Raw genomic sequence first — 22,776 nt, 5'->3', positions numbered from 1 at the left:
TGTCATCCCGTTCTTACGCCGGGTTTACGAAAGTATTAATACCATTTAATTCAATGGCTTTCGGGTAGCTCTACTAACGTTTCGAAAACTGGATCAGTAGTCACCACGGTCAGGTTTTTCGAATTCGATGCGTGTGGAGCGTCAACCCAGGGTTTTCACGCATTCATGGACGAAACGCTTGGACCACAAGGAGTACAACGTGGATAGAAGACTTGCGGCTGCCGTTACACCTCGTATCTCTGCGCTCTCTCTTGCCGTTCGCCTGGGGATGGCGGGGCTGGTCATAGGCCTGGCCAGTCCTGATGTGCTGGCCGCCTGTACCCCAGCAAGCCCGGCGCCCGGCGCGACGGTTACCTGTACCGGTGTGCCGTCGTTGCCACTGTTCCTCAATACCTTCAGCAGTGCAGTTAACAACCTCACGCTCAACGTCAACGCCGGCGCGCAGCTCAACGCGACTCTGGGCGGTAAAGCGTTGACCCTGACTGGCAACGACACGACGTTGAACAACGCCGGCACCATTGACCCGGCACTCCTCGGGTTGGTTTCAGTGCTGAGCGGTGGCGTGGTGATCGGCAACACGGCCGCCAGTGCGTTGAACATCACCAACACCGCCAGCGGAATCATGCGCGGCACCGGTGCGCTGCTCGGGCTTAACCTGGCTTCGCTCGATGGCATGGCCCTGAACGCCACCAACGGCGCAGGCGGCGTTACCACGATCGTCAACAACGGCACCATCGGCTCTTCGTCCTTGCTCGGCTTGAGCCTGTTCACCTCCGACACGCCGGTGGTGGCGGTGCAAGGCGGCGGGCAAGTCAACATGACCAACAACGGCACCCTGACCGGGCGCGTAGCCTTTGAAAGCTCTGCTACCGGCAACACCTTCCTCAACACCGGCACCCTCTCCGGCGGTGTGTTGATGGGGGCCGCCAGTACCAACACCTTCACCGCCGTCACCGGTTCGAGCGTGACGGCCGGCGGTGGTATCGGCTTGAGTCTGGGCGGGTTGATTGGCGTGAATCTCACATTCGCACCCACCGGCCAGGTGGATGGCGGCGCCCTGGGCAGCAACACCTTGATCCTGCAGAACACCCTCGGCGCCGGCGGTGGTATTACCGGCACCGGCACCGCGTCGAGCGCCAATTATGTCAACTTCAACAACCTGACCATCAACAGCGGCACCTGGACTTTGCAAGGGCCACTGGTCAGCGGCAGCACCACGCTCAATGGCGGCCTCTCGCAATTCAATAACAACGCCACGTTCGGCAGTGGTGTGCTGACCGTCAACGGCGGGACCATCGAGGCCACTGGCAATGGCCTGACCCTGAGCAACTTGCTGACCCTGGGCACTGGCGGGTTGACAGTGCAGGGTGCCTCGACCGGGCTGACCTTGAGCGGTGTGCTCTCGGGAATCGGCGGCTTGACCAAGGCCGGCAGCGGCCAACTGATCCTCAGCGGTGCCAATACCTACACCGGCGCGACGACCCTGGGCGGCGGCTCGGTGCAACTGGGCAATGACCTGGCGTTGAGCACTGGCGCGGTGACCGTCAGCGCGGCCACCACCTTGCAGGCCCCGGGTACCATCAACCTGGGCAACACGCTGGCCTTGAACGGCAACCTGACCACTGACGTGGCTGGCGCACTGACCTTGGGCGGTGCGGTGTCCGGCGCCAGTGGCATCATCCACAGCAGCACGGGCAGCCTGACCCTCAATGGCGACAACAGCGGCTACAGCGGCACCACCAGCCTGGGCGCCGGCACCTTGGTGCTGGGCAGTAACACTGCGCTGGGCAGCGGTGGATTGAGTGTGACCGGCGCTGCCAACCTTGACGCTGGCGGCGCGTCGTTACTCACCAATAATGTGGACCTGGGCGCCAACCTGACGCTGACCGGTACCAACCCGCTGACCCTGGGCGGCGTGATGTCCGGCGCCGGCACCTTGATCAAAACCGGTGCAAGCCTGTTGACCCTGACCGGTAACAACACCCGTACCGGGACTACCGCGCTGAATGCCGGTGGGCTGGTGGTGGGTTCCGCTACTGCGCTTGGCACGGGTGCATTGAATGCGGCGGCGGGGACGACGCTGGATGCCAGCACCGCGGTCACTCTGGCCAACGCCGTCAATCTGGCGGGCAACCTGGGCATCGGCGGCACGGCCGACCTTGCTCTGGGCGGTACGGTCAATGGCGCCGGCAGCCTGACCAAGGATGGCGCGGCCAACCTGATCCTCAACGGCACCAATGGCTTCCTCGGCGGCACCACCCTGAATGCCGGCACCCTGACCGTCGGCAGCAACTCGGCCCTCGGCCTTGGCAACCTGATCGTCGGCGGTGCGGCGACCCTGGACAGCAATGCAAGCGTCAGCCTGGGCAACAACATAGCCCTCAATGCGGGGCTGAGTGTGGGCGGCAGCAATGGGCTGACGTTGGGCGGCGTCGTCAGCGGCACCGGTGCACTGGTCAAGGAGGGCGGGGCCAACCTGACCCTCAATGGCAATAACAGCTTCAGCGGCGGTACCACACTGAATGCCGGCACCCTGACCCTGGGCGATGCCAATGGCCTGGGCAGTGGTGCGTTGACGGTCGGCGGAGCAGCCACCCTGGATAACAGCGCGGCCTTCGGCATCGGCAACGCCATTGCGTTGAACGCCGACTTGAGCATCGCCGGCAACAACGACCTGGCCCTGAACGGTGTGATCAGCGGCGCGGGTGCGCTGATCAAAAATGGCCTGGCTGATCTGGCACTGTCCGGCAGCAACACCTTCACCGGGGCCGTGGATATTCTGTCCGGCAGCGTCACGCTGTTGAGTGCCGATGCCCTGGCCGGCAGTACGGGTGCCAACGTGGCAGCCGGTGCCGCGCTGAACCTGAATGTCGATTCCAGCCTGGCCGGCCTCACTGGTACGGGCGACGTGGCGGTAGGTGGCGGTTTTAACCTCAGCGTGGGTGGCCTGAGCACCAGCAGTACCTTTGACGGTGGCCTTAGCGGCACAGGTGGCTTGATCAAGGTCGGCACCGGCACCCTGGACCTCACCGGTATCAACGGCATTACCGGTAACACGACGATCAACGCGGGCACCCTGAACCTCAGCGGTTCCCTGGGCAGCGCTGTGGTCGACGTCAATAGCGGTGGCACCCTCACCGGCAGCGGTTCGCTGTTGGGGGCGGTGAATATCAACAGTGGTGGGCAACTGGCGCTGAGCAGTGGCACGACCTTGTCGGCCGGCAGCTTGAATATGAATGCCGGCGCCAATATGAATGTGGCCCTCGGCGCGCCTTCGCTGACCTCGCTGCTGAATGTCGGCGGCAATGTGAACCTGGGCGGCAACCTCAATGTTAGCGATGCCGGTGGCTTCGGTGCCGGTGTGTATCGGTTGATCAACTACACCGGTGGCCTGACCGGCGCGTTGAACGTCAACAGCGTGCCATTGGGCTATGGCCTGGGCGACTTGTTGGTACAAACCGCGGTCAGCAATCAGGTCAACCTGGTGGTGTCGGCGCCGAACATTCGGTTCTGGGACGGAAGCAACAACGTGGCCAACGGCAGTGTTGACGGTGGCAGCGGCACCTGGACGGCGGGCGGTACTAACTGGACCTCGGCCGACGGCATCCTCAACCAGACCTGGGGCGGCGGATTCGCGGTGTTCCAGGGGACGGCGGGGACTGTCAGCGTTGATGGCGTGCAAACCCTCACCGGCCTGCAATTCGTCACTGATGGCTACGCCCTGGCCAATGGCACTGGCGGCCAATTGAACACCGGCAGTGGCAACTTCGCGGTGCGCGTCGACCCGTTGGCTACTGCGACCCTGGGCGTTGATATCACCGGCGCGGGCGCCCTGGATAAACTCGATACCGGCACCCTGGTGCTCAATGGCACCAACGGCTACACCGGCGGCACCTTGCTCAATGGCGGCACACTGGTAGTCGGTGGCAATAGTGCGTTGGGCACAGGCACCCTGACTGCTGCGGCGGGCACCACACTCGACAGCAATACCGCGGCAACGCTTGGCAATGCCATCACCCTTAACGGCAACCTGAACCTGGCGGGTAGCAACGCCCTGACGCTCAACGGCGTGATTGGCGGCGCGGGTGGCTTGATCAAAAATGGCGCGGCCAGCGTGACCCTCGGCGGCAGCAATACCTTCCTTGGCCCGGTGGCCCTGAACGCAGGTGGGCTGGTCCTGGCGGCGAATACAGCGTTGGGCAGCGGCACCCTGAATGCGGCAGGCGGTACCACCCTGGATGCAAGCACTGCACTGACCGTCAACAATGCAATCAACCTGGCCGGCAACCTGGGCATCGGCGGCACGGCCGACCTGGCCTTGGCGGGCGCGATCAATGGCGCCGGCAGACTGACCAAAGAAGGCGCGGCCAATCTCACCCTCGCTGGCGCTAATGCCTTTCTCGGTGGCACCTCCCTGAATGCCGGTACGCTGACCCTGGGCAATGCGACGGCTTTGGGATTGGGCGACCTCACCGTTGGCGGTGCAGCGACCCTGGATAACAACACCGCGCTGACCGTCGGCAATAATGCCGTGTTGAACGCGGCGCTGACGGTGGCCGGCAGCAATGACCTGACCCTGGGGGGCCTGCTCACCGGCACCGGCGCGCTGGTCAAGGACGGTGCAGCCAACCTGACGCTCAATGGCATCAACACCTATCAAGGCGGCACCAGCCTGAATGCCGGCACCTTGACCCTGGGCACGGCCGCAGCCTTGGGCACCGGCGCCTTGACGGTCGGCGGCGCAGCGACATTGGCCAACACTACACCGCTGGTGCTGGCTAACGCGGTCAACCTCAATGCCAACCTGAACGTGGGTGGGGGCAATAACAACCTGACCCTCGCGGGTGTGCTGGCAGGCAGTGGGAACCTGGTCAAAACCGGCACGGCTGATTTGAGCGTGACCGGCAACAACACCTTCAACGGCTTGTTTGATGTGCAATCGGGCAGCCTTACTACCTTGGGCAGCGGGGCATTGGGTGTCGGCGCCGGCGTCAACCTGGCGAGCGGCACATCCCTGAACCTGGGCGGCACCGCCAGCCTGGGCGCACTCACCGGCACAGGTCTGGCGACAGTAGGTGCGGGCAACACGTTGAGCGTCGGGGCCAATAACCTCGACAGTTCGTTCGATGGCGTATTGGCAGGCCTCGGCAACTTTGCCAAAGAAGGCACCGGCGCCTTGACCCTCGGCGGCCTCAGCGCGTTGACCGGGGATACGCTGGTCAACGCCGGCAGCCTGCTCGTCAACGGCTCATTGGCCAGCGCCAATGTAGGCGTGGGTAGCGGCGCGACCCTGGGCGGTACCGGCACCTTGCTGGGTAATGTGAGCATCGCCGATGGCGGCCACCTGGCCGTCAACTCGGGCACTACTTTGACCACCGGTTCGTTGTTGCTCAACGCCAACTCCAACCTGGACGCGGGCCTCGGCGCGCCATCCACTGGCGGTACGGCACTGGTACAGGTCAACGGTAACCTGACCCTGGATGGCACGCTGAATGTCAGTGATATCGGTGGCTTCGGTGCAGGTATCTACCGCCTGATCGACTACACCGGCGGCCTGACCAACAACGGCCTGCTGCTGGGCAGCCTGCCGGTGAATATCCCGGCCGCTGACCTGGACCTGCAAACCGCCATCGGCAACCAGATCAACCTGCTGGTCGACGGCAGTACCAACGTGCAGTTCTGGGACGGCAGCCAAACCAGCGGCAACGGCGCCATCGAAGGCGGCAGCGGCACTTGGAGCGCAGGCGGCAGCAACTGGACCGGCGTCAATGGCGCGTTCGATACAGGCTGGGCGCCGAACAGCTTTGCAGTGTTCCAAGGCACTGCAGGCACGGTTACCGTTGACGGTGCGCAAGGCGTTACTGGCCTGCAATTCGTCACCGATGGCTACAACCTGGCCGGCGGCGCGGCGGGTGCCTTGACCCTGTTCAATGGCGTCGGTGGCAACACCGCCGTGCGAGTCGATCCTGGCGTCACCGCCACCCTGGGCGTCACGCTTAACGGCGGCGGCACCCTGGCCAAGCTGGATACCGGCACCCTGGTGCTCAACGGTGCCAACAGCTACACCGGCGGCACCGCACTCAATGGCGGCACCTTGATAGTGGGCAATGACAGTGCCCTGGGCAGCGGCTTGCTGACCACCGCCAACGGCACCACCCTGGACAGCAATGCCGCGGTCAGCCTGGCCAACGCTGTGGACGTCAACGGCACCTTGACTGTCGGTGGCAGCAATGCCTTGACCTTGGCCGGTAGCGTGGCGGGCACCGGTAGCCTGATCAAGAACGGCATCGCCAGCTTGACCCTCAGCGGCAACAACACCTACACAGGCTCCACCACACTGAACGTGGGCGGGCTGATCCTCGCATCCAGCACCGCACTCGGCAGCGGCGCCTTGAACGCAGCCGCCGGCACTACCCTGGACAGCAGCACCGCAGTGGCCTTGGCCAACACGGTGAACCTGGCCGGTAACCTGGGCATTCTGGGCAGCGCCGACCTGAGCCTGAACGGCTTGGTCAGTGGCGCCGGCAGCCTGACCAAAACCGGTGTGGGCAACCTGACCCTCAATGGCGCCAATGCCTACCTCGGCGGTACGGCTCTCAATGCCGGTACGCTGACCCTCGGCAACGCCACGGCCCTGGGCTCTGGCGCCTTGACCGTTGGCGGTGCGGCGAGCCTGACCAACAGCGCGCCGCTGGTGCTGGCCAATGCGGTCAGCCTCAATGGCGACCTCACCGTCGCTGGCAACAACAACCTGACCCTGGCCGGTGTACTCGCCGGCAATGCGGCGCTGATCAAGAATGGCGCGGCAGACTTATTGCTGACTGGCAACAACAGCTTCGGCGGCCCACTCACCGTGGCGGCCGGCAGCGTGACCACGCTGGGCAATGGCGCACTGGGCAATACTTCCGGCGTCACCGTTGGCACAGGCGCGAGCCTCAACCTGGGCGGCAATGCCAGCCTCAACAGCCTGGCCGGCAACGGTGCGGTGCAAGTGGCTGGCGGCAGTACGCTGGCAGTGGGTGGCAGCAACCTGGACAACACCTTCGGCGGCTCGCTGGGCGGTGCCGGCAGCCTGGATAAAAACGGCAGCGGCGTGCTCAACCTGACCGGCACCAACGGCATCACCGGCGCGGCCAACGTCAACGGCGGCACCTTGAATGTCACAGGTTCCCTGGCCAGCGGCACGGTGGCAGTGAACAACGGTGCGACCCTGGCCGGCAGCGGTGCCCTTGCCGGTGCCGTTACCGTGGCCGACGGTGGCCATATCGGCCTGAACGCCGGCAGCACACTGTCGGTGGGCTCGCTGGTGCTGGGTGGCAATGCCAACCTCGATGTCGGTCTCGGCGCTCCAGTCGTGGGTGGCGGCAGCGGGCTGCTGAATGTCGGCGGCGACCTGACCCTGGACGGCCACCTCAACGTCACCGATATCGGCGGCTTTGGCAGCGGTGTCTACAACCTCATCAACTATGGCGGGGCACTCACCGATAACGGCCTGACGCTCGGCACGCTGCCGGGCAGCGTGATCCCGGGCGACCTGCAAGTGCAGACCGCCATCAGCAACAAGGTCAACCTGCTGGTGACTGCGCCTAACACCACCGTGCAGTTCTGGGACGGTAATAGCCTGATCGGCAATGGTGCCATCGACGGGGGTAACGGTGCCTGGACCGCAGGCACCACTAACTGGACCAATGTCGACGGCACGCTCAACCAAAACTGGAACAACAGCTTCGCGGTGTTCCAAGGGGCGGCGGGCACTGTGACGGTAGACGGCACGCAAAACCTCACCGGCATGCAGTTCGTCACCGATGGCTATAACCTGGCCTCCGGCGCGGCGGGTGTGCTCAACCTGGTCAATGGCGGCACCGGCAACACCGCGGTACGCGTCGACCCGAACGTCACCGCGACCCTGGGCGTGACCCTCAACGGCGCCGGCACCCTGGCCAAGCTCGACAGCGGCTCTCTGGTGCTCAACGGCGCCAACGGCTACACCGGTGGTACCGCGCTGAATGGCGGTACGCTGGTGGTTGGTAACAACAACGCCCTGGGCACCGGCGCATTGTCGGCGGCCGCTGGCACCACGCTGGACAGCAACGCGGCGGTCACCCTGGCCAACGCGGCGGTACTCAACGGTGCCCTGGCGGTGGGCGGCAGCAATGCGCTGACCCTCAATGGTGGCATCAGCGGCAGCGGCAGCCTGGTTAAAAACGGCGCTGCGACGCTGACCCTCAACGGCACCAACAGTTACAGCGGCGGCACCGGCCTGAACGCCGGTCAATTGGTGCTCGGCAATAACGCCGCCCTGGGCAGTGGTGCACTGACGGTAGGCGGCGCCGCGCAACTGGATGGCGGCACTGACCTGCAACTGGCCAATGCCATCAATCTGGGCGGCCCGCTGAGCCTGGCCGGCAGCCACGACCTGGCCCTCAACGGCGTGGTCAGCGGCAGCGGCAGCCTGGTGAAAAACGGTAGTGGCGCCTTGTTGCTCACCGCTGCCAACACTTACAGCGGCGGCACTACCCTCAATGGCGGCAGCACCACCGGCAGCACCAACAGCCTGCAAGGCGCCATCGTCAACAATGCAGCATTGACCTTCGAGCAAGCCACTGACGGCACCTACACCGGTAACCTCACCGGCACTGGCGTGTTGAACAAAACCGGCACCGGCGCATTGCTGCTGACCGGCAACAACACGTTTACCGGCACGACCAACGTCAACACCGGTAGTCTGTTGGTCAACGGCACCTTGAGCAGTGCTGCGGTGCAAGTTGCCAGCGGTGCGACCCTCGGTGGCAGCGGCACGCTGGGCGGTACGGTGAACATGGCGGACGGTTCGGTACTCAAGGCCGGTGCAGCGACGCCACTGTCGCTGGGCGCGCTGGCCTTGTCGTCGGGCACCACCCTGGACTTTGCCCTCGGCGCGCCGGGTGCATCGAGCACGGCGGTGAATGTCGGCGGCAACCTGACCCTGGACGGTACGCTCAACGTCAGCGATGCGGGCAGCTTTGGCCTTGGGGTATACCAACTGTTCCGCTACGGCGGCAGCCTGACCGATAACGGCCTCACCTTAGGTACCTTGCCCGTCGCCTTGAGCAATGTGAGCCTGCAGACCGCTCTGGCCAACCAACTCAACCTGGTGGTGCAGACCGCCCCCGGGCAGATCCAGTTCTGGAACGGCGGCACCACCAACCCGGATGGCAGCATTGACGGCGGCAGCGGCACCTGGGGCCCAGGCACCAACTGGACCGATCCGACCGGCACCCAGGGCCAGGTCACCACTAATCAGTTCGCCGTATTTGGCGGGCAGGGCGGCACCGTGACAGTGGTCGGCAACCAAGGCTTCACCGGCCTGCAGTTCCTCGACGCCGGCTACACATTGGCGGCGGGGGAAGGCGGCAGCTTGAGCCCCACCAATGCGGCGGATGGCAGCCTGGCTGCGGTGCGGGTCAACTCCGGCGTGACCACCCAGATCGATGCACCGCTGGTGGGCACAGGCGGGATCAACAAGCTCGACGCCGGCACCTTGCTGCTGACCGGCGCCAATACTTACACCGGTGGTACCACGGTCAGCGGCGGTACCCTGGCGGGTACCACCACCAGCCTGCGTGGCAGGATCCTCAACAATGCGCGGCTGCTGTTTGTCCAGCGCACCAACGGACAGTTCAGCGGCACCTTGAGCGGTACCGGTGCACTGGTCAAACAAGGCGCAGGCGCGCTGTTGTTGACCGGCAACCAGCCCTTCAGCGGCACCGTGGCGGTGGACGAAGGCGTGTTGCAGGTGGGTAACGCGGCCAATCCTGGCGCAGTGCTTGGCGGCCAAGTCAGCGTGGCCAGCGGTGCGGGCCTCACCGGTAATGGCAGTGTCGGTTCGCTGGTCAACAACGGCTCGGTGACGCCTGACGGCGGCAAGTTGAGCGTGGCTGGCAACTTCACCAACGCCAGCACCGGGGCGCTGAACCTGGTGATCACCCCATCCACCACCGGCTCCCTGGCCGTGGGCGGCACTGCCAACCTGGGCGGCACCTTGAATGTGATCAACCTGGAACCCTATGCTGGCGCGACCACCTACACACTGCTGACAGCAGGTGCGGTCAACGGCACCTTCGCCACCACTAACCTGGAGAACCTGGCGTTTCTCAATACCGCCTTGAACTACAGCCCGACCCAGGTGGCCCTGGCGGTCAGCCGTAACAACGTCAGCTACGCCAGCGTGGCGGCCACCGATAACCAGCGCGGCGTGGCGGCGGCGTTGGGCAGCGGGGCGGCAGTCGGTGGTGCGGCAGTGCAGAACGCACTGCTTAACGCTGACGTGGCAGGCGCACGTGCAGCCTTCGACAGCTTGTCCGGCGAGATCCACGCCAGCACCGCCAGTGCGATGCTCGAAGATTCGCGTTACGTACGTGACGCGGTCAATGAGCGCCTGCGTCAACCCGGTTGCTACCGCGAGGACGACCCACGCAATGCCCTGGCGCCAAGCGAAAACCGCCTGACCAGCGCCGGTTGCCATGGCGAGATGGTCGGTTGGATGCGCGTACTCGGCACCTGGGGTCACTTGGGCGGCGACAGCAACACCGCCAAGCTGGATCGCAACCTCAGTGGCTTCCTGCTCGGCACCGACAAGCAAGTGGATGACGCCTGGCGCGTAGGCGTGGCTGCCGGCTACACCCGCAGCGACCTGGATGCCAAGCGCCGCAACTCCAGCGCCGACGTCGACAGCTACCACCTGATGGCGTACACCGTCTACCAGCAGGAAGCCTTCGCCGCACGCATGGGCGTGGCATATAGCTGGCATGACATCGAAAGCAAACGCAACGTGGCGGTCGGCGGTGAGGGCCAACGCCTGAAAGCCGACTACAAGGCACGCAGTGCGCAGGTGTTCGGTGAAGTCGGCTACACCATCCAAACCGCCAGCGTGGCCCTGGAACCGTTCGCTGGCCTGGCGTATGTCAACTACGACAGCGACACCATCAAGGAAAAAGGCGGTTCGGCAGCCCTGCGCGGCGATGCTGACCAGGACATCACCTACTCGACCTTGGGCGTACGCATCGGCCAGACCATCACCTTGGGCAACGGCTCGAAACTCACCCCACGGGGCAGCATCGGCTGGCGCCATGCGTTCGGCGATACCAAGCCTGACGCCGACCTGAGCTTTATCAACGGCGGTGGCTCGTTCAGCACCCAGGGCGTGCCGATTGCCAAGGACAGCGCGGTGGTGGAAGCGGGCCTGGACTACCAGATCAGCCAGAACGGCAAGCTGGGTCTGGGCTATTCGGGTCAGCTCTCGCGCAATGACAAGGACCATGCGGTAACGGTCAGTTTCTCCCTCGGTTTTTGATCAAGGCCGAGTTTTTTGAACCGCCCGAAAGGGCGGTTTTTTTTGATTCCTGAGTGCGCAGAGTTTATTGCTCAACCGTCAGGCTGAAGAATGCGCACACAATTTATTCCGGAGCGCGGTTGGCTGGCTAACCAACGTCGACCTAAAGTTATGCCCTTGAGTTTATATTCCTTGGGTGGCATATTTGCATGGTCTGGGACATTGAATACACGGATGAATTCGGGGACTGTTGGGATGGCTTGGATGCAAAGGAGCAATCTTCGGTGGCTGCCAGTGTTGATTTGCTGGGGCTGTTCGGGCCGGGGCTGCGCTTTCCCCATAGCAGCGATATCAAGGGCGCTCGACACGGCAACCTGCGAGAGCTGCGGGTACAGCATGCAGGACGACCTTACAGAGTGTTGTACGCCTTTGACTTCCGGCGTTGTGCGGTGCTGCTCATAGGTGGCGATAAAACTGCACAGCACCGTTGGTACCACGGGTACGTACCCTTGGCAGAGAAGTTGTACGACGTACATTTAGAAACATTGCGTAAAGAGGGCCGTGACCATGGCTAAGAAATTCGCGGAACTGAAAGCTCGCATGACGCCCGAGTCGCGCGCCGATGCCGAGCAGATACTTCAGCAACATTTGAAAGAAATGCCGCTGCATGAGCTACGCAAGGCCCAGCAGTTGAGCCAGGCAAGCCTGGCGAAGGCATTGAACATCAATCAGGCTGCAGTTTCGAAGATGGAACGGCGTACTGACATGTACATCAGTACGTTGCGTGACTATATTCGTGCGATGGGCGGTGAGTTGGAAATCATCGCTACCTTCCCAGATGGCCAGGTCAAGATTGACAACTTTGCTTGCTGATACTGATACAGCTACCGTATGCCCGGCCAAGCCGGGCTTTTTGCTATCTGCTTTGTAGTGGGACAGTCAAAGTTCCAGATTCCTGACATGACTATCTATCGTCGTGCACGATCACTCTTGCAGCGCATTTACCGCGATGTTCCACCGTAATCTGGAAGACTCCCCAACGCCCTGCCTGGGCAGGTCCAAGGCGGCACTCTTGTTCTGATAGGACCGAACGCTGGTCAGGATTCACCTTCTTTTTCGGCTCGGTTTGTTACTATCGCCCTCCCTTGCCACCAGGAGTCACCGGCCCATGCAACACCAGTGGGATGAAATGCACCGCACCCGCAAGCCAACGTTTGTCCTGTGTGGCGAGCCCCAGGGGGATGTGCTCAATCTCTATGTTCACGGTTACTCGGCCTTCTTCAACCGCCAGCAACTGGGCAATTTCAAGGCACAACTGGCAGGTATCGAAGGCTCGACCAACCTGATGTTGTTCTGGCCGGCGGGGCATTTCCTGGAAAACCTGTTTGCACCGTTCAAGGATGTGATCACCTCGATGCTCGGCGGTGGCGGCCTGGGCGCGGCCACGGTAGGCGTGGGCAAGGCGATTGCGTATTTTCTTGACCATTACAAAAGTGTCGAGGCGCGGGTCGATGAAGTGGCCAAGACCTTGTTGCCCGAACTGGCCGGTTACCTGCACGCTGAGTCTCTGCCGGTGCGGCGCATCAATCTGATCGGCCATTCCCTGGGTGCACGTATCCTGGTCAAGAGTCTGCTGGCCAGCCCCGAGATTGCCCGTGAACTGCCGTTGAATAACCTGTTGCTGATGGGCGGGGCGATCTGTACGTCGAGCCCTTGGGATGACGTGTCGGCGCCGCTCAAGGGCCGGCTGATCAATTGTCATTCGAGCAAGGACTGGGCCTTGGCGATGAAGCCGGATACCGAGCGCTGTATCGGCCGTTATGCCATTGACGTAACGCCCGCATTGAAGACCAAGGTCACCAATGTGCACCTGGCCAGCTTCGATCATGCCGCCTACTGGCCGCAATTGAAGACGGTGGTGCAATACACCGACCTGCTGCAGGAGCGGCGCGGTTTGATCCGCGCCGACCTGCGCAGCAGTGAAGTGCGTTTTGCCGAGGAGGATGGGGACCTGTACCCGGCGCTGGTGCAGGCGCGGCCGGAAGAGTTGAAGTTTCTTGCCGAGCTGATGGCGCAAAAACGCAGTGCCTCCATTGATGCCAGCGTGCGCGAACCGCTGAAGCTGGCCATCGAGTTGCAGCGCATGGGTGGCGACAGCTTTATGAACCTGGCCCGTGGCCATGGCGTGGGCTATCGGCAGATTGCCGAAGATGTGGCGCAACGCTTGGGCATCAAGTTCGACGCTGCGCTTGAAAGCGTGGCGCTGGCGGATATCGAAGGGCAGGTCGCAGAAAAGCTCATCGAGCAGTACAAGGACAAACTCAGCCGCGCCGACCGCCAGGCGTTCGACGCCGAACTCAAGGCTGCGGCGCAAAAAGAGCAGGGGCTGTTCACCCGCTTCGATGTGGGCCGCTCGGCCACCACCGCCTTGAGCGGCACCGCGCTGGCAGGGCTGACCGGGTTTATCCTGCGCCGGGGTGCGGCCACCGCGATTCCGCTGGTGGGCCAGGCGCTGGCCGCGGCGATGCTGCTGGTCAGCGGTGTCCGGGCGTTTTCCGGCCCGGCGTATTCGATCACCACCTTGGCGGTGTTGGTGATTGGCGTGATTCGCCAGCGCATGGAGCGCGAAGCGCTGAACCAGGAGCTGGACCTGGTGGTGCAAGTGGTGGAGGCGTTCGACTTGCCGCGGGATACAGTGATGCGCACGGTCGCGTCCGACTGATAAGCTGCTGCCCAAGTCTTGTGTATTTGCCTGGAATACCGTGTGAAATTCAGCCTGCCTAAAATCGCTACCGCCCCGTTCTGCCCGCCGGAAGTGGCCGGCTCCGTCATTGTTGACCCCAAGGCATCGTTTTTCAAACGGATGCTGATGTTCGCCGGCCCCGGCCTGTTGATTTCCATCGGCTACATGGACCCTGGCAACTGGGCGACCGCCATCGAAGCCGGCTCGCGCTATGGCTACAGCCTGTTGTTTGTGGTGCTGCTGGCCAGCCTGGCGGGCATGGCGGTGCAATGCCTGTGCTCGCGGCTGGGTATCGCCACCGGCAAAGACCTGGCGCAACTGTGCCGTGAGCGCTACAGCAAGCGCTCTTCGCGTACCCAGTGGCTGTTGGCGGAAATCTCCATCATCGCCACAGACCTTGCCGAAGTGCTCGGCTGCGCCCTGGCGTTTCACCTGTTGCTTGGCGTGTCGCTGACCACCGGCATCGTCATCACCGCCTTTGATACGCTGTTGATCCTGGCCCTGCAAAACCGTGGTTTTCGCCGCCTGGAAGCGATCATGCTGGCGCTGGTGGCGACCATCGGCGTGTGTTTCTTTATCGAGCTGGTGCTGATCAAACCCTATTGGCCCGATGTGCTCAGCGGTTTCACCCCGTCATTGTCGGCCATCAGCGACGCTGCGCCGCTGTACCTGGCCATCGGTATCCTCGGTGCCACGGTCATGCCCCATAACCTCTACCTGCACACCTCCATCGTGCAAACCCGCCTGGTCGGCAAGGACCTGGCGAGCAAGCAGGACGCGGTCAAGCTGGCGCGTATCGACACCATCGGCTCCCTGGCCCTGGCCTTGCTGGTCAACGCGGCGATCCTGGTGCTGGCTGCGGCGGCGTTCTACAAGACCGGTCATACCGATGTGGTGGAAATCCAGGACGCCTACCACCTGCTCGACCCGCTTGTAGGCGGCGCCTTCGCCAGCATCCTGTTCGGTATCGCCTTGCTGGCCTCGGGGCAGAGCTCGACCTTTACCGGGACGATTGCCGGGCAAGTGATCATGGAGGGCTACCTGAACCTGCGCATACCCTGCTGGCAACGACGCCTGATTACCCGCGGGCTGGCGCTGATCCCGGCGTTCCTCGGCGTGTGGTTGATGGGTGACGATGCGATCGGCAAGCTGCTGATCCTCAGCCAGGTGGTACTGAGCCTGCAGTTGCCCTTTGCGCTGTACCCGCTGATCCGCATGACCGGCGACAAACAATTGATGGGGCCGTTCGTTAACAGGCTGCCCACGCGGCTGTTGGCGTGGTTTCTGTTCGCGGTGATCAGCGGCGCGAATGCGTGGTTGATTGGGCAGTGGTTGTTTTGATTGGACATAGCGCTACTGGGGCATGACCTAAACCAACATCGCTAAGGATGTGTATTGGGCAACCTGCGGATCGGCTGTTAGTAGCTTCATTGGTTCACTCATCGCGGTTGCAATAATCAGCCGATCGAAAGGGTCCTTGTGATGATGTTCGAGATCCTTGACCGCAATGGCGTGCTCCGAGGTGATGGGGAGTTCGACGAAACCGCTTTCCAGGCAATACTCACGGATTTCATCCAGGTCTACGGCAAGCTTTCCAACGCCAACCTTGATTGCCATTTCCCAGAATGTTGCCGCACTGACGTAGACGTCTGCGGCATTTTCAATCAGCTTACGGGTTTTGCCAGATAGTCTGGGGTCATCGTTGAGTGCCCACAGCAGGATATGGGTATCCAGCAGCAGTCTCATGAAGGACTGCCCTCAAACGCATCTGACAAATCGCTGGGCAGCGGTGCGTCGAAGTCATCAGGGATGACCAGCTTACCCTTCATTGCGCCAATTCGCCGGCCCTTGGGTTTACCGATGGGGACAAGCTGGGCCATTGCACGGCCATGCTTGGCAATGGTGATGACTTTGCCGGCGGCGGCTTCATCGACCAGCTTGGACAGATTGTTTTTTGCCTCACCCAACGCAACGGTAATCATGTGGTCTTCCCCGTGTTTTGGCCAAATATAGCCAAAACTACGGGCGCTATCAAAGACGGCTCGACCACTGGTCAAGGCCGCTCGTTCGGCACGTGATGGCTTGTAATACACGACATCCATGGCATCTCTCCAAAAAAGAATTCGCCAAAGTCTGCCCCAACGCACCGTGCCCAAAAATACTTGCCCGCAAAATCAGAACGGACCTACTTTTCCTACGAGGAAATTTCCCTCACCAGTGGCGTCTCTGGAGCGCAATAGGCCTCATCGATCCCAATACGGCACCGTCCCAAAACACTCCACGAAATAATCAATCACCGTACGCACCTTCAACGACAGCCTCCGGCTGCCTGGCCACAACGCAGCAATCTGCTGAGGCTCCAGGGTCGTTGCGACTTCATAGTCGGTCAGTACGTCCTGCAAGGTGCCGGCGCGCAGGCTTTCGCCAATCAACCAGGAAGGAAACACCACCAGCCCCAGGCCCTGTTCGGCGGCGTGGGTCAGGGTGTCGGCGTGGTTGCCGGTAATCGGGCCCTTGACGCTGTAGGGTGTCCAGTCGCCCTGGCCGTGGCGGAAGAACCAGCGCTGCTGGCCGGTGATGCCTTTATAGGCCAGGCATTGGTGGTGGGCCAGTTCGTCGGGGTGGCGCGGCGTGCCGTGTTGCGCCAGGTAGGCGGGGCTGGCGGCGATGCGAAAGCGCTGGGGCGCGAAGATGCGTGCCTGCATGCCGGAGTCATTGAGCACGCCAATGCGGAACAACAGGTCGGTGCCATCTTGCAGCGGGTCGACGAAGGTGTCGGTTTGCTGGATATCCAGTTGCAGCTTTGGGTAGCGTCGGCACAACGCGCCCAGCCAGGGAGACAGGTGGCGCTGGCCGAATACCATCGGCGCGTTGATCCGGACCAGCCCGCTGGGCTCGTTGTCCTGTTCTTGCAGGGCCTGGTTCGCCATTTCCAACTGTTCCAATACCAGGCGCGCGTGCCGCCCGAGCAGGCGTCCGGCTTCGGTGGGGCTCACGGCGCGGGTATGGCGATACAGTAATTGCTGGCCGAGGGCCTGTTCCATTAGTTGGATCTGCCGTGAAATGGAGGAGGGCGCCAGGCCCTCGCGGCGGGCCACTTCGGAAAAACTGCCATGGTCCAGCACGGCCACGAACAGGCGCAGCGCCTTGAAGCTCAGTTCATTCAAGCCCTGCATCATGCCTCCAGGCTGTGCGTATTGCGCAAAGGTGTTGTCCGTATACTCCCATTTATCGCACAGGGCGGCCACCGGATAATGCGCGCCATGTTTCTTTTCTTGATACGCAGGTGATGTATGCAGGCACGCACTATCGAGGGCATGGCGCAGGCCAGGCCGAATAAAAACCTCCTACGGCTGCTGTTGTTGCCGTTGGTGATCCTGGCGGGCATGGGGCTGTCAGTGGAGGCCGGATTGCTTGGGCCGTTGGGCGCGCAGGTCGGGCATTTGTGGGCGACCTTGAGCATCTTCGGCGTCGGCACGGCGATCCTGCTTCTGCTGCTGCTGTTCAGCGGCGCGCAGCAGGGCCCGGCATTTACCCAGCTGCCGCGCTGGCAATTGATCGGCGGGTTTTTGGGGCCGATGTATGTGGTAGTGCTCACACTCGCCACGCCGCACATCGGTATCGCCATGACCATGATTGCGATCCTGTCGGGCCAGGTGGGCAAGAGTGTGTTGATCGACCACTTCGGCTGGTTCGGCACGGCACGCAAGCGCGTCAATGGCGAACGCTGGATTGCGCTGGCGTTGATTGTGGCGGCATTGGTCCTGATTGCACGAGGGTAAGACGATGAATCTGATTCTGTTATTGGTGGTGGTGATTGCGGCAGGGGCGGTGTTGAGTGTGCAGGCTGCGATCAATGGGCGCCTGGGCCAGACGGTTGGGGTGTTGCGCAGCAGCCTGCTGACCTTTGCCGTTGGCGCGCTCATCACGGCATTGTTGATATTTTTCTTCGAGCCGGCCCAGGCCGTCAGCCTGCTGGACGTGCCGAAATGGCAATTGACCGGCGCTTTGTTCGGCGTGGTGTACATGCTGGTGATGGTCGGCGCGGTGCCGGTGGTTGGCACGGCTGTCGCCACGGTGGCGGTGATTGTCGGGCAGTTGGGGATGGGCATGTTGATCGACAACTTCGGCTGGCTGGGCAACCCAGCCATTGAATTATCAGGGAGCCGCATCGTGGCGATGCTCTGCCTGGCCCTGGCACTGGTGTTCATGTATCGCAGTAATACCCGCGCGGCCGACTGATGGCGCTGAACCTTGGCGTCGTGTACGCAGTCACTGCTTAAGGTGCGGTGTTCGCCGCATCGCGACGACCATGAAAAAGGAGTCTGACCATGCCAGATCAAACCTGTGCTTGCCCACACTGCAAATGCGTACTGGGCAGCGATGCGATCAAGAAGGACGGTAAAGGTTATTGCTGCCAGGGCTGTGCCGAGCACCATGCCCACGGTGAGCCTTGCGCCGCCGCGACGGGCTGCGAGTGCGCCAAGTCGGCTCACACCTGAGGTGTTCGACCTGCAGGCCCGGGCAACCCGGTGCCTGCAGGGTGAGTTAAAACAGTTCGCTTGTCGGCGGTGAGTCTTTACCATGCTCACCTGTCTTCGATTAATGTGTACCCGCCATGGCCCTGGCTGCGCCTCCCGACCTCAGTAATCACGCCGTCCCTGTGCAGCCGTTGGCGCGCACCTATCCGCGTGGGTTGTACGTGGAGCCCCATAGCCACGAATGGGGCCAACTGCTCTATGCCATGAGCGGTGTGATGTGGGTCGAGACGCCCCGCGAAGCCCTGGTGGTGCCGCCCCAGCGCGCCGTGTGGTTGCCGCCGGGGGTGGAGCACGGGATCCGTGTGGTCTCCGATTTGCAAATGCGCAATATCTACCTGCGTCCGGCATTGGCGGCGACGCTGGACAGCCAGGTGCAGGTCATCGAAGTAGGCCGGTTGTTGCGTGAATTGATCGTGACGTTGGTCGAACAAGGCGATCACGGCGATGCCGGCTACTACGAGGCGGTCGTCGGCCTGGCTCTGCTGGAGCTGCAACGCGCACGTCGCTCGCCAATCCGCATCGCCATGCCGGTGGCGGCTGATCGGCGGCTGATCAAGGCATGCCAGACGGTCATGGCTGCGCCCTCCCTGGAAATCCCCATCGAGCAGCACGCCGAGGCTGCGGGCGCCAGCGTGCGCACCCTGGCGCGACTGTTCCAGAACCACCTGGGCATGGGCTTTGCCGAGTGGCGGCGCCAGGTGCAGTTGGCGATGGCAGCCGCGGAGCTGGTCCAGGGCCAGTCGGTGAGCGGCATTGCCCGCGGCCTGGGTTATTCGCCGAGCAGTTTCAGCGACATGTTCCGCAGGGAACTGGGGGTATCGCCTTCGCAGTACGCGGGTTGGCCGAAATCCTGAAGCACTTGGCCGATGCCGACCTCAGGCGCGCTTTAAGCTGAGCCCATCAATCAACTGGGTCTAGCCTCCATGAACTATCTGATTTCCCTGGCCATCGGCCTGTTTGTCGGCGTGATCTACGGCGCGCTGGACTTTCGCTCGCCCGCGCCGCCAGCCATTGCCCTGGTGGGCCTGACGGGCATATTGCTCGGCGAAAAGCTCTGGCCCATGGGGCGGCAGATGTTCAGCGGTTGGTTGTCCTGATGCCTTTTCTTTTCGACGGATGCCTTTGATGAAAGCACTGCAATTTAGCGCCACTGGCGACCTCGCCAACCTGCACCTGGTCGATGTCGCCATGCCCGTGCCGGGCGCCGATGAAGTACTGGTCCAGGTAAAAGCCGCGGGCTTAAACCCCAGCGACGTAAAAAATGTACTCGGCCGTTTTCCCTACACCACGTTGCCACGCATTCCCGGGCGTGACTTTGCCGGCGTGGTGGTGGAAGGCCCGCAAGCGCTGCTCGGCCAGGAGGTCTGGGGCACCGGTCGTGACCTGGGTTTTTGTGCTGACGGCTCCCATGCTCAATACCTTCGGCTGTCAGCCACAGGTGTGGCGCATAAGCCCAGTCACCTGAGCTTTGCCCAAGCCGCCAGCCTGGGTGTGCCGTATACCACCGCCTGGGATGCCCTGGAGCGTAGCGGTGTCGGTAAGGGCACGCGCTTGCTGGTGATTGGCGCCAATGGTGCCGTCGGCAGTGCGGCGTTGGCGCTGGCCAGGATTCGCGGCGCCCAGGTATTGGCGGCGGTGCGCAAGGCTGATCAGGTCGAGGCATTGCGGGCGCAAGGGGTTGACACGATTGGCCTGGGCAAGCCGGAAGCACTCGGTGCCCAGGTGCATGCGGTGTTCGAGGGCGGCGCCGAGGTGATCTTCGACACCACCGGTTTCTGGCTTCCCCCCGCGGTGGCGGGGTTGGCGCCTTTCGGGCGTATCGCGATTATTGCCGCACCGGTCGACGGTCATGTGCAACTGCCGGCCCTGGCGCTGTACCGCAAGGGTGGGGCGGTGGTGGGGGTCAATTCGTTGCTCTATAGCTGTGAGCAATGTGCGGTGATGCTGGAGGCGTTCGGGCGGTTCTTCGATGAAGGCTTGTTGCCGGCGCCGACCGGCTTGCGTGAGGTGGCGTTGGCTGATGGCGTTGAATGCTATGGGCAAGTGAACAGCGGTAGCCCGGATAAAATCATCTTTCTGCCGTAAACCGTATCAAATGTGGGAGGGGGCAAGTCGAATCGTCGCACCGCCCCTCCCACATTCAGATCTTTACTTGGTCTCAGGTACGCCTTTTTCCCACGTCGACCAATCCTTAACAATCGCCTGGACCAACGGATTGCCTGTGCGATACAGGTTTTCCAGCGCCGGTACAAAGCCGCCCTGGTCCGCATACTTGAGCAGGTTGTCTACCTCGCTGTAACCCGGGTAAGGCCGGTCAAAGTCGGAGCCCGCGCGTACCACGGCCAGGCGCTGGATATCCACCAAGCCTTCACGGCTGGCACGCAGCAGCGCTTCATAGGTGGAGTTGTCTTCCTGCTGGGTGGTGCAGTACTCGCCTTTATTGTCGGTGAGCAACTTGGTCCAGACTTCTGCTCGCTCGCTCAAGCGTGTGCCGGAAAACCAGGTGTTGCCCGCCAGGGTGTCGCAGCGCGTGACTTGCGGCGGCTGGTTGGCCGGGGCGGCAGGGTAGTGTTTGCGCCAGGCGGCCGACTCCTTGCTTTCCGTCAGCTCCACCCGGTGCGACAAGGCAAAGGCCTTGGCTTGCAGCTTGGGGTTGAGCTCGAACACTTCGGTCTTGTAGTCCAGTGGTGGTTTTTCGTTGGGCCCCTTGGTGTTGATGCCGATATAACCGGTCGGCCAATCCTTGGGCGCATCCCGGGAATCAAGCTCCCACTGGGTGCCAAACTCCACCAGGTAATGAGCCCAGGCTGCGGTGCCGATGGTGCCGTGCTTGGGGCTGATGCCGGCGATCCCGGCGATCAGGAAGTAACTCTGGCGCAGGTCGAACTTGGGTGACAGGGCCAGGGCCAGGGTCGACGCGGCAGCATTGGTCTGGCCCATGCCGGTCACCAGCAGGCACACGTCCTGGGTATTGCAGCGAATCACCGGATAGTCGGCAGACAAGCCCGGCACGCGCACTTCTTGCTTGAGCTCCAGGCGGTCGATCCAGGTTTGCGCCTCGGGGGCGAACATCGCGATCAACATCACCTTGGGCTTGATCGGCGCCGGGTTGTCCGCCAGCACCACGTGGGGCAGCAGGGCCAGGCCGACGGCCAGCGAGACACGGGTAAGTGCTTTCATCTATAGCTCCTTGATCAGAATTGGTAGCCCACGCCGGCGTAGTAACCCCAGCCGTCGGAGCGAGCGCGGAAGTTGCCTTCGCCGAAATTCAGCTCGCTGCCGTCCTCCCAGTTACCGCCGTTATGAAAGTAACGCCCCACCAAGGTAAAACGCAGGTGAGTGAATGAGTACAGCAGCACGTTGGTGGCCACCAGGGAATTGGCGGTGCGCGCCGGGTTGTCCTTGTGCAGGTCGGAACCGAAATCGTAGTTGGTGAAGCCGATATAAGTGAGCGAAGCACCATTGTCGAACTTGCCGATGGGCACGATGTACTTCATTTGCGCACGGTAGCCGTCCCAGGAATATTCATTGCTGGCGCCGTAGTTTTCCCACTGGTAGCGCCCGTAGAAGTTGGCCGACAGGTTGACCCGCGAGTGGGTCTCGATATCGGTGCCCAGGCCGCTGTACAGGGTGTTGGCGCGGTTTTCCTTATTGCTGCCATGGTCGTAGATCCAGTCAAAGGCCACATACCACTCCTTGAACGGGCCAATCGCCAGGCTGCGGCCTGCGAGGTAGTCGATGGAGATCCGCGGCTCATGCTCCATGAACACCGGCGAGCCATGGTCCCACACGCCTTTGTCATTGCTGTTACCGATGGTAAGGATCTTCGGTACGTCGATATAGCCGTACAACTCAAAGGGCCCTTTGCGCCCGAAGTATTCGTATTCCAGGTAGACGTCGTCCTGGGGCTTGGGGCCGAAGCTGATGTCTTTGCTGCCGATCAGGGTCAGGTCCTGATTGAACCATTCCGAGAGATAAGCGCCTTTTTTCGCCGGCGGGTTGGCCTCAGGGCTGAGGGCTTCGCCCTGTGCTGAGTCATCGACGGGCTTTTCCTGCGCCAAAATGGGTGCACTGAGTACTCCCGTAACGGCGGCCAGTAGCAAGGAAACACCAAAGCAAGCGCGGGGCCTTGAGGTGGGGTGCATTGAAAATCCTTATTCGTACGCGGTTGGAGCCCGATT

At 62.4% G+C, this 22,776-nt stretch carries 16 protein-coding genes; 11 read left to right on the top strand and 5 right to left on the bottom strand.

The window, feature by feature from the left end:
- The first annotated feature begins 199 nt into the window (after window positions 1-199).
- The 5 genes from QZR30_RS25805 to QZR30_RS25785 all read left to right on the top strand — a co-directional run bounded on the left by QZR30_RS25805 (window position 200) and on the right by QZR30_RS25785 (window position 15,395).
- On the top strand, window positions 200-11,332 hold the full coding sequence (locus tag QZR30_RS25805) for an autotransporter-associated beta strand repeat-containing protein (RefSeq protein WP_311904534.1): 11,133 nt from the start codon (window positions 200-202) through the stop codon (window positions 11,330-11,332).
- A 188-nt stretch (window positions 11,333-11,520) separates the two neighbouring features.
- Entirely contained in the window at window positions 11,521-11,886 is a 366-nt protein-coding gene (locus QZR30_RS25800) for a type II toxin-antitoxin system RelE/ParE family toxin (RefSeq protein WP_046072202.1), read from the top strand.
- Window positions 11,879-12,184: an XRE family transcriptional regulator gene (locus QZR30_RS25795; protein ID WP_034120120.1), complete on the top strand. Its 306-nt coding sequence runs from the start codon at window positions 11,879-11,881 to the stop codon at window positions 12,182-12,184. Before QZR30_RS25800 ends, QZR30_RS25795 begins: the two co-directional genes overlap by 8 nt.
- Before the next feature lie 295 nt (window positions 12,185-12,479).
- Window positions 12,480-14,033 (top strand): DUF726 domain-containing protein, encoded by a 1,554-nt coding sequence (locus QZR30_RS25790; protein WP_311904532.1) that lies wholly within the window; start codon window positions 12,480-12,482, stop codon window positions 14,031-14,033.
- Window positions 14,034-14,075: 42 nt separating this feature from the next.
- Window positions 14,076-15,395, top strand: a complete 1,320-nt coding sequence (locus QZR30_RS25785) for an Nramp family divalent metal transporter (protein ID WP_046072204.1) — start codon at window positions 14,076-14,078, stop codon at window positions 15,393-15,395.
- A 27-nt stretch (window positions 15,396-15,422) separates the two neighbouring features.
- Here QZR30_RS25785 and QZR30_RS25780 read toward each other — a convergent pair whose 3' ends face one another.
- From QZR30_RS25780 to QZR30_RS25770, 3 genes are all read right to left on the bottom strand, one after another.
- Window positions 15,423-15,800, bottom strand: coding sequence for a type II toxin-antitoxin system VapC family toxin (locus QZR30_RS25780; protein ID WP_043049514.1), 378 nt, complete (start codon window positions 15,798-15,800; stop codon window positions 15,423-15,425).
- Window positions 15,797-16,156 (bottom strand): type II toxin-antitoxin system Phd/YefM family antitoxin, encoded by a 360-nt coding sequence (locus QZR30_RS25775; RefSeq protein ID WP_173664484.1) that lies wholly within the window; start codon window positions 16,154-16,156, stop codon window positions 15,797-15,799. Before QZR30_RS25775 ends, QZR30_RS25780 begins: the two co-directional genes overlap by 4 nt.
- 141 nt (window positions 16,157-16,297) lie before the next feature.
- A complete protein-coding gene (locus tag QZR30_RS25770) occupies window positions 16,298-17,230 on the bottom strand; it encodes a LysR family transcriptional regulator (protein WP_311904530.1) in 933 nt (310 codons plus the stop codon).
- Between the two features lie 117 nt (window positions 17,231-17,347).
- On the opposite strand from QZR30_RS25770, the gene QZR30_RS25765 reads away from it, so the two are divergent.
- From QZR30_RS25765 to QZR30_RS25740, 6 genes are all read left to right on the top strand, one after another.
- Window positions 17,348-17,836: a DMT family transporter gene (locus QZR30_RS25765; protein ID WP_311904528.1), complete on the top strand. Its 489-nt coding sequence runs from the start codon at window positions 17,348-17,350 to the stop codon at window positions 17,834-17,836.
- Between the two features lie 4 nt (window positions 17,837-17,840).
- On the top strand, window positions 17,841-18,296 hold the full coding sequence (locus QZR30_RS25760) for a DMT family transporter (protein ID WP_043049517.1): 456 nt from the start codon (window positions 17,841-17,843) through the stop codon (window positions 18,294-18,296).
- Window positions 18,297-18,385: 89 nt separating this feature from the next.
- Window positions 18,386-18,556, top strand: coding sequence for a metallothionein (locus QZR30_RS25755; RefSeq protein WP_311904527.1), 171 nt, complete (start codon window positions 18,386-18,388; stop codon window positions 18,554-18,556).
- A gap of 116 nt (window positions 18,557-18,672) precedes the next feature.
- Window positions 18,673-19,449 (top strand): AraC family transcriptional regulator, encoded by a 777-nt coding sequence (locus tag QZR30_RS25750; protein WP_124400354.1) that lies wholly within the window; start codon window positions 18,673-18,675, stop codon window positions 19,447-19,449.
- A gap of 69 nt (window positions 19,450-19,518) precedes the next feature.
- Window positions 19,519-19,692, top strand: a complete 174-nt coding sequence (locus tag QZR30_RS25745; protein ID WP_080944757.1) for a DUF1427 family protein — start codon at window positions 19,519-19,521, stop codon at window positions 19,690-19,692.
- A gap of 28 nt (window positions 19,693-19,720) precedes the next feature.
- Window positions 19,721-20,680, top strand: a complete 960-nt coding sequence (locus QZR30_RS25740; RefSeq protein ID WP_311904526.1) for a quinone oxidoreductase family protein — start codon at window positions 19,721-19,723, stop codon at window positions 20,678-20,680.
- A gap of 63 nt (window positions 20,681-20,743) precedes the next feature.
- Here the strand turns inward: QZR30_RS25740 and QZR30_RS25735 are convergent, their stop codons facing one another.
- Together QZR30_RS25735 and QZR30_RS25730 are read right to left on the bottom strand one after the other, a co-directional pair.
- Window positions 20,744-21,775: a purine-nucleoside phosphorylase gene (locus QZR30_RS25735; protein WP_046072210.1), complete on the bottom strand. Its 1,032-nt coding sequence runs from the start codon at window positions 21,773-21,775 to the stop codon at window positions 20,744-20,746.
- A gap of 14 nt (window positions 21,776-21,789) precedes the next feature.
- Window positions 21,790-22,740, bottom strand: a complete 951-nt coding sequence (locus QZR30_RS25730; RefSeq protein ID WP_046072211.1) for a nucleoside-specific channel-forming protein Tsx — start codon at window positions 22,738-22,740, stop codon at window positions 21,790-21,792.
- Window positions 22,741-22,776 lie beyond the last annotated feature (36 nt).

The sequence above is a fragment of the Pseudomonas sp. rhizo25 genome (genome assembly GCF_031931935.1).
GTDB classification, from domain to species: Bacteria; Pseudomonadota; Gammaproteobacteria; order Pseudomonadales; family Pseudomonadaceae; genus Aquipseudomonas; species Aquipseudomonas synxantha.
The sequence above is the reverse complement of the archived record's forward strand: the minus strand, read 5'-3'. Positions and strand labels throughout refer to the sequence as shown.